The following is an 8,629-nucleotide window of genomic DNA, read 5'->3' as shown; positions in this document are numbered from 1 at the left end:
TCTTACTTATTAAGCACTCTTAATTACTGTGTTTTTATATTTTTAGTCTATATTCTGTTGCCAAAGTCCATGTTTTGATAACAATTCTCTTATCGTTGACTTTTTCATTATTTATTTGACACTACCCAAACTTTTCCATATACCCTAAATCATTCAAATAACTTTATCTTTTCCTTCAAGAAGATGACAGCCTGCCGAATGTCTTCTTCGGGATTCTCCCCCACTTCCCTTTCTATTGTAAGAAAACCGCGGTAACCTATATCATACAAAGCTTTCAAATATCGATCAAAGTCCACCTGTCCCTCACCTAAAGGAGTCTCCTTGAAATAATCCTCAAGGCGCAGATCCTCTATTCCGCCCTCCGCAAAAAAGTTGTATATGACCTCCGGATCGGTCTGCTTTTTCATAACCCCATCCTTGGCATGGGTATGAACTATGTAATCCTTCAAGGTATAAACCGCTTCTACGGGGTCATCTCCTGTAACCATGACCAGGTTAGCAGGGTCAAAATTCACACGTACACCGCTCGACTTTAAGCTGTCCAAAAACTTCTTAAGGGTTACGGCTTTCTCTGGACCAGTTTCAATTGCAAAGTATGCCCCTACGCTGTCACCATATTCAGCCAACTCACCACATGCATCCTGAAGTATTTTCCATCTGGGATGATTTTCGTCCTCTGGAATGACGCCGATATGCGTAGTAACGACATTCGCTTCCAAATCCTTGGCCAGGTCCATAATCCTTTTAGACTTCTCAATTTTCCATGGATTGTCCTCAGGCTTGGCAAAACCGTGGCCCCCCAAATCACCGCATATGGCCGAGACCATCAGTCCATTGGATTTTATCATGTCGAGTATTTCCCTGCGCTGGGCCGCACTCAGATTTTCTGGAGCCATGCGCCCATATGTAGCATATATCTGTATCCCTGTAGCCCCCACTTCTTTGGCCTTCTTTATGCCCTCTTCTAATTCCACACGAAAAGAGTCAACCATAACCCCTATTTGAAAGGCGGCCATTTGAATATCCCCCCATATTTTCTTATTTTAGCATAATTATACCATAAAATTTTCAGTATGACCATAAATTTTACAACCAAGACTTACATCGGCAAAAATTCATCTCCTTTAAAATCGAGGTTGAAAAAAAGTGCAAAAATATAGTATATTGAGATTACAATAAATTACCATAAAGACGAAGACTTCAGGCGCCGTAATTATTGTTAATCCAAGAGGTAGAATCTTGACAAGTTCGAAAAGGAGGGAATATCAAATGGGAAATATAAAAGAAGTGCCCTATGACAAGTATATTTTGGAGGTAGAAAATCAATTAAAGTCAGGAGGCCTCTTTTTATCTTCCAAAGGGGAAAAAGCCAATACCATGGTCATTGGCTGGGGAGGAATCACCATTTTCTGGGGCAAACCCATATTTTTAGTGCCTGTCAGAAAGTCAAGATACACCCATGGCCTTATTGAACAGTCTGGTGAATTTACTGTTAGCGTGCCGCTAAATCGTGACCTGAAAAAAGCGCTGGCTTTTTGTGGCAGCAGATCGGGCCGCGATTTTGACAAGTTCAAGGAATGCAATCTCACGCCAATCCCCGGCATAAAAGTGAATGTTCCCATCATAGGAGAGTGCACGCTGCATTACGAGTGCAAAGTAGTATACAAGCAGGACATGATACCTGCAAACCTGGATGCACAGCTAATCCAGAAATGGTATCCCTCTCCAGACTATCACACGTTTTATTTCGGTGAGATTGTGGCCTGTTATATAACAGAATGAACCGCCAACCATCTTATTATAAATAAATAGACATTGATGGAAACGCTAGAAGTTTTGGAAAATAACAGTCTTGCACATGTGAGAGGTTTGAACCCCTTCCGTACATCATTCTAGTGCCACACAAATCACCTAAACTCAACGCAAAAACATCAAAGGAGCCGAGTTTCTCGGCTCCTTTTTTTAACCTATTAAGCCTTTTTGAGCAGCTTCAAAGCCCGTTCAACAACTCTATCTACGGTAAACCCGAATTCCCTAAACAGCACATCCGCCGGTCCGGATGCTCCAAACCTATCCAGAGCGATTACGTCTCCTTCGCATCCAACATAGCGATGCCATCCCAGCGAAGACCCGGCTTCAACAGCCAGCCTGGCCTTTACAGCATCGGGCAGCACCTTCTGCTTGTATTCCTCCGGCTGCTCCTCAAACAGCTCCCAAGACGGCATGCTCACCACACGAGCATCGATCCCTTTTTCCTTAAGTACCTTGTGGGCCTCATACACAAGCTGCACCTCCGAACCGGATGCAATGAGTATGATATCGGGTAGCTCTTTTTCGGAATCCACAAGGATATACGCGCCCTTCAATGCCTCTTTGCCGGTTTCCTGATACAGAGGCACGTTTTGACGCGTGAGCACAAGGGCCGTAGGCCCTGTCCTCCTGGTAAGCGCTACATACCAACCGGCAGCCGTCTCTTTAGAGTCGGCCGGACGGAAAACGGTGAAATTGGGCATACTTCTTAATGCAGCCAGGTGTTCCACCGGCTGATGCGTCGGCCCATCTTCACCCACCCCGATGCTGTCATGGGTGAGCACATAGATCACAGGCACCCCCATAAGTGCAGACAGCCTCATAGCGGCCTTCATATAATCGCTGAACACGAAGAAGGTTGCCACATACACCCTGAGCCCGCCATGCAACGCCATTCCATTGGCAATGGCGGCCATGGCGTGTTCACGGACACCAAAGTGGAGATTTGAACCGGTGCGGTCCTCAGCCGAGAAATCTCCGCGTCCTTTCATTGTCGTCTTGTTGGATGGGGCCAGGTCTGCCGAACCGCCGATAAGATTAGGTATAACCTTTGCCAGACGATTTATAACCTCTCCAGAAGCGTTACGCGTTGCCGTTTTGCCTTCAAACTTCCAGAACTCATCATTATTTAGCAAATCCACCGGTAACGTATCGCTGTGCCATATCTTCCATTCTTCTGCCAGCTCTGGGTACTCCTTGGAATATGCTTCCCACAACGAATTCCACTCTTCTTCAGCCTTCTTGCCTTTCTCTATCAAGGCATTCATGTGCTCCCTCACTTCTGGAGGAACATAAAAGGGCTCTTCACTGGGCCAGCCTAAATATTCCTTCATTTGTTTGATGTTTTCTTCTCCCAGCGGCTCTCCATGAGCCGATGCCTTACCCTGCTTGGCAGGGCAGCCATACGCGATTTGGGTTTTCACTATGATCAATGAAGGCTTTGTGGTCTCGGCTTTTGCCTGAGCAATTGCCTTATCAATGGCCTCTATGTCGTTTCCATCCTCAACTTTCAAAACCTGCCAGCCCTGAGCCTCAAAGCGCTTTCCCACATCTTCCCTGAAAGCGATATCGGTCGACCCTTCGATGGATATGGAGTTGGAATCATATAGCACGATTAACTTACCCAACCCCAGGGTACCTGCCAGCGAGGCGGCCTCATAGCTTATACCCTCCATCATACAGCCATCGCCTGCTATAACATATGTATAGTGGTCCACCACGTTGTACCCTGGACGATTGAACTTGGCGGCAAGGTATGCTTCAGCTAAAGCCATGCCAACAGCATTGGCAAACCCTTGCCCCAGTGGACCAGTGGTGGTCTCCACCCCCGGAGTATGACCGTATTCCGGATGTCCTGGCGTCTTGCTGCCAAACTGCCTGAAGTTCTTTATGTCCTCAATGGTAAGGCCGTACCCAAAGAGGTGAAGCAGCGAATAGATAAGCATAGAGGCATGTCCAGCCGACAACACAAACCTATCCCTGTTTACCCACTTTGGGTTGCAAGGATTGTGCTTCATATGCCGTGCCCACAACGTATAAGCCATGGGTGCGGCTCCCAAAGGCATACCCGGATGCCCAGACTTGGCCTTTTCAACTGCCTCAGCCGATAACACGCGAATGGTGTTTATACACAACTGTTCAACTCTATTCATAGTACACCTCCCAGCCATACTATTTATATACAGCCAATTGCTGCTCTTACATGCAAAAATGAGGTTTTAAAAAAACCTGGCCTCAATACTTAATTATCACAGGCTTTCTTTTACCTGTCAAGCAAAGCTTATTATACCTTTTAATGTTGACTGTACCATGAAGATTACAGATACTCTTTTCTGAGCTCCTCACCGGTTTTGGACGAAAGATAAACAATAGGTATGTCGAACACGGTACACGCACCCACCTGCCCTTCTTTTGCAAAGCGATAAACCGCCCTGGCATAGGCCACCAATACACTGGAGGTAAACTCGGGATTGCTCTCCAGCTCCAGGCTAAACTCCATCCTCTGTTTTGTCGACTCGCCAGTCTTGCCAGTACGGATCACAATTCCTCCATAGGGCATGCCTGAATGATTGGTTCTAAACTCTTCCTCGGAAATAAAGTGCATGGTTGTACCATAATCAGCAAAATAATGGAGCATATTCTTTATCTCCTGCTCTATGCACTTTAAGTCAGCGCCCTCTTCGGGAACGACATAACATACTCGCACATGCTTTTCTCGAGTGGTAAGCTCAGGGTTTTCCCCGTTTTGCACCCTTCGAATGGCATCCTCCGCTGGAATGGTGTATTGAATGGCGTTTCTTACTCCCGGTACTCTCCTGACCGCGTCTGAATGCCCCTCCCTTGCCCCAGAAGGTATAGATATGCCCTTCAGGAAGAATGGCCTCTCCAAGCACTCTCATCAATGAAAACAGACCTGGATCCCAGCCAGTAGAAACTAAACTGAGGTTACCACCTCTCCTGGCCGCTTCATCCACCTTGGCAAAATACTCGGGAATCCTGGCATGGGTATTAAAGCTGTCCACGGTATTGAACATCTCGGCGACGGCCGGCCCCTGAACAGGTAGATCAGTAGCAGAACCCCCGCACAGGATCATAACATCGATTTGCCCCTTGTAATCCTCCAGACGTGAAATATGTTCTACTTTGACGCCATCAGCATTTACCTAATCCGGTGACCTGCGCGTAAACACAGCCACCAATTGAAAATCCGGGTTTTGTTTGACTGCCATTCTAACTCCCCGTCCAAGGTTACCATATCCAACTATTCCAACCCTTATTGCATCTTTCATGCGATTTCCCTCCATTTTTTAAATTTAGTTATACATTTATTTTGACAATGTATACCAATTAACTATTTGATGAGCAACCAAGGCAAAGCACTTTTAAAATTTTATGTCAAAACTTAGCATTCCAATTTGGAATTAAGTGAATACAGAAAAATAATGCTCAAAAAACCTATCACGATCTACATCAACGGCTACTTCATGGTTGCCATGGTCAACGTCTAAGCTCCAATGCGTCATCCCCTTCAACCTGTCGCTGGCAAGCTCTACCTCCACTTTTCCCCTCTGAAATACACATATCTTGTCATCAAATATGGTAGCTGCAGCAAGGGGATCATGAAAAGTAATTTGATCTGCCTTTTCAAACCATACAGAAGCAAAATCCAGAACCGGTTCAAGCAAAGGGGATGTAAACCTTCTCATTATCTCGTTATACTTCATGGTCACCTGGCAGGTGACATCCAACCCCACTGAGCGGTGAAGCATAACCTCGGTATTATATACGATCGCGGTGGCATAGGGATCGCATATAGCATTCCACTCCAGAGGACCTACTCCTGGCAACCGATTGGTAAAAACGCCACACATCATCACAAGCCCTCTGAGGAGCTTGGGTATTTCCTGATCAACCTTGAACAAGAGCGCTATATTGGTAAGAGGGCCAATGGACAACAGCACCACTTCACCAGGGTTATCGCGTATGGTTCTTCTCAAGAACTCAACAGCCTCACCCTTAGGAAACTTGGTTTTATGCCGCCAGTTTCCCAGTACCCTGGCCTGCTGTGCCACAGGTTGCCGCTGATGGCCTATCAAAGGCTCTTCGGCTCCTGGATAGATGGGCACATCTTTCCCTGCTATGTTGCATAAAACGCTTGCCATCATTGCACGCTTTTCCGCTTCTCCGCTTACCGTGGTTATACCTAACAGCTGGCATTCGGGATTTGCCAAAAGATAAGACAAACATACCGCATCGTCGATATCGCTTCCTATATCGGTATCCAAAAGAAGCTTGACAGGCATTTCAATCCCTCCGCCTAAAGAACAATTTTACATATTTATCATTGTACCTATAAATGAGCAAAAATGCTTCCAGTAAATTTCCATCCTGTATTTCTGGGAGATATAAAGCTTTCCAGAATACAAAATGATAGGATAAAACACTTCATAAATTAAGTAATGGTAATTAATTACCAGAAAATTTGCTCATTTATAGATTGTACCATATATAGAACGCAATCGCACAAAAAAATTCCTTCAATTTTTAAAATTTTTTTGGCCCCAGGTTTAATTTTTGAAAAGCTGGTTAAGATAATAAACGTAAAGTTACCCAAACCCCCAAACCCCTTACATAAGGACCGCGATACAGCGGTCCGTTTTTTTATATAAACGGCATCAAGTCTGCCAAACGCTCCACCACCAGATCAGGTTTGACATCTGACTTCCCCAAATCTTCCCGTTTGGTCTCCCCCGTAAGAACGAGCACGCTGGTGACCCCGTGATAAAACCCTATGGCTATATCGGTGTACAGGCGGTCACCTATAAAGACGATATCCTCTTTGGAACAGCCTAGATATTTTAGCAGATATTCCAGCGTCTCCTTAAAAGGCTTACCTAGATACTTTGGCTTGACCCCTGTTGAAGCCGTTATAAAAGCGCAGATGGCGCCACAATCAGGGATGAACCCATCCTCGGTAGGGCAATTCAAATCTAAATGCGTAGCAATGAATGGTGCTCCTTCACGGATAAATTTACAGGCACGACATAGCTTATCATATGTAATGGTGGTATCAAAACCCACTACCACTACATCAGGCTTGTCCTCCACCAACCTTATGCCTCTCTTCTTAAAATCATCATAGAGCATCTGTGTACCCAGCAAAAACACGTCACAATTCTGATAGTTGTTCTTTAAATACTCCACCGTCACCATGCCTGAAGTAACAATCCTCGATTGCTCCACCTTGCATCCCATTTTTGCCAGCTTTTGCTGATACGCCAGCGCATTCTTGGATGAGTTATTGGTAAAAAAAAGATAGCTTTTACCTACCCTTTCTACGCGCTCTAAAAAATCCAGAGAACCATCCAGCAATCTATCTCCAAGGTAAAAAGTGCCATCCATATCCAATATGAAATACTTTTTATTCTTCAATATCTCTCCAATGTTGCTTATCATGTATCTTATACCCCTTTATCGCATAGTACGCTCTCGAAAAGTCTAAGAGCCTTATTTTAGCTTGTTTGCAGGTTCGGTCTTGGGACTTCACCCCATAATTATTCTGCAAGGTTGCTCTACAAAATCAATCGTTGTGCCTATGTTGTTCCGCTACTTTTCGAGAGTATTCCGCATAATTTTATGAGTATTATAGATTGCACATAATAACTTTCTCCTTGTTGTTAACTGCCCCTAGTAAATTAGAGGCATAACAGGGATGTATAACTGCTTGAAACGGCAGATTCGGCAGCGAGTTTATATTTTGCATTTATATATCATCCAGAGAATATTTTATCACATTTTTAGCAGTTCATCTTCTTCATCTTTATACTTTTTAAAAAGATTCTCCCTTGAGCGTCTTCAAATATGCTTAAAATAAAATTGTCCAAAAACAAAAAAAGGGATGTTGACATCCCTTTGATTCATCGCAATCTATAGAACACAACCTATCAAGAAAGGCAGAAGGTTAAGGCTCCTGGTTATTCAGCAGTATATCGTTTAGCTCCTCCAATACCCCATATGTATTAGGCCCCACTACACCATCGGGAATCAAACCGTAATCCCTTTGAAGCTCAAGTATTGCATCCCTAACCTCCTCATCGTAAACGGCATCCAGAGGTCCATCATAGTAGCCTAAAGCCTGCAATATCTCCTGTATCCTTCTTACATCCTCACCCGGTTCCACACCCAGATACAGTACCCTCCCAGTAAACGTCACGCCGACGATATTGACCGCCGTCCCAACAGGTACAATATCGTACAGCTCAATCACGTCTTCATTATACATCCTGATACAGCCATGACTCGCCGCCGTCCCTATGGTCTCGGGCTGGTCAGTGCCGTGTATCCCGTAACCTCCCCACGGTATGCTCAACCTCATCCAACGGGCACCAAAAGGGCCTCCAGGATTGACGGTTTTTTGGATGATCTTCCAGTTGCCAGTAGGGGTCGGAGTAGAAGGTTTTCCGACTGCCACAGGATATACCTTGATGAACCGTTCGCCCTGTTTCAGTGTCAATTCTTTTTGCTCTAAATCCACTGTGATATTATACTCAGAGCTAAAAAGCTCAAGGAATTCCGGGCTTATGCCAATGGCATTCCAAGTATCAGGGCCCACTATGCCATCGGCAGTCAATCCATTCTGCTGTTGAAATCTTCGAACCGCTTCAGCGGTTTCCCTATCGTAGATGCCGGTCACATCACCTTCATAAAAACCCAATTCTTTAAGGCGTTGTTGAACATTTTGAACATCTATACCCTCCATTAAGGGATCAGCTATTCTCAAATACCGGCTGGAATAGGTCATCCTCACACCCCCCTTATT

The 8,629-nt window shown here is 45.0% G+C and carries 6 protein-coding genes and 1 pseudogene; 1 reads left to right on the top strand and 6 read right to left on the bottom strand.

Annotated elements, in window-relative coordinates; translation table 11 throughout:
* Positions 1 to 149: 149 nt before the first annotated feature.
* Positions 150 to 1,016 carry a sugar phosphate isomerase/epimerase family protein gene (locus KVG29_RS11280; RefSeq protein WP_252228546.1) on the bottom strand — a complete coding sequence of 289 codons (867 nt, stop codon included), beginning with the start codon at positions 1,014 to 1,016 and terminating at the stop codon, positions 150 to 152.
* Between the two features lie 253 nt (positions 1,017 to 1,269).
* Between KVG29_RS11280 and KVG29_RS11275 the strand changes: the two genes are divergently transcribed.
* Positions 1,270 to 1,782, top strand: coding sequence for a flavin reductase family protein (locus tag KVG29_RS11275; RefSeq protein WP_252228545.1), 513 nt, complete (start codon positions 1,270 to 1,272; stop codon positions 1,780 to 1,782).
* A gap of 188 nt (positions 1,783 to 1,970) precedes the next feature.
* Here the strand turns inward: KVG29_RS11275 and tkt are convergent, their stop codons facing one another.
* From tkt to KVG29_RS11250, 5 genes and pseudogenes are all read right to left on the bottom strand, one after another.
* Positions 1,971 to 3,962, bottom strand: a complete 1,992-nt coding sequence (gene tkt / locus KVG29_RS11270; RefSeq protein ID WP_252228544.1) for a transketolase — start codon at positions 3,960 to 3,962, stop codon at positions 1,971 to 1,973.
* 164 nt (positions 3,963 to 4,126) lie between these two features.
* Positions 4,127 to 5,099, bottom strand: a pseudogene (locus KVG29_RS11265) (diaminopimelate dehydrogenase).
* A 132-nt stretch (positions 5,100 to 5,231) separates the two neighbouring features.
* Positions 5,232 to 6,113, bottom strand: coding sequence for a nucleoside hydrolase (locus tag KVG29_RS11260; RefSeq protein WP_252228543.1), 882 nt, complete (start codon positions 6,111 to 6,113; stop codon positions 5,232 to 5,234).
* A 358-nt stretch (positions 6,114 to 6,471) separates the two neighbouring features.
* Positions 6,472 to 7,266, bottom strand: a complete 795-nt coding sequence (locus tag KVG29_RS11255; protein ID WP_252228542.1) for an HAD-IIA family hydrolase — start codon at positions 7,264 to 7,266, stop codon at positions 6,472 to 6,474.
* Positions 7,267 to 7,771: 505 nt separating this feature from the next.
* A complete protein-coding gene (locus KVG29_RS11250; RefSeq protein ID WP_276576534.1) occupies positions 7,772 to 8,611 on the bottom strand; it encodes a L,D-transpeptidase family protein in 840 nt (279 codons plus the stop codon).
* Between the last annotated feature and the right edge of the window lie 18 nt (positions 8,612 to 8,629).

It is taken from the genome of Caldicoprobacter algeriensis, assembly GCF_023838525.1.
Taxonomy (GTDB): Bacteria; Bacillota; Clostridia; order Caldicoprobacterales; family Caldicoprobacteraceae; genus Caldicoprobacter; species Caldicoprobacter algeriensis.
Note: the sequence above shows the minus strand (reverse complement) of the source record. Positions and strands in the feature narration are given on the sequence as shown.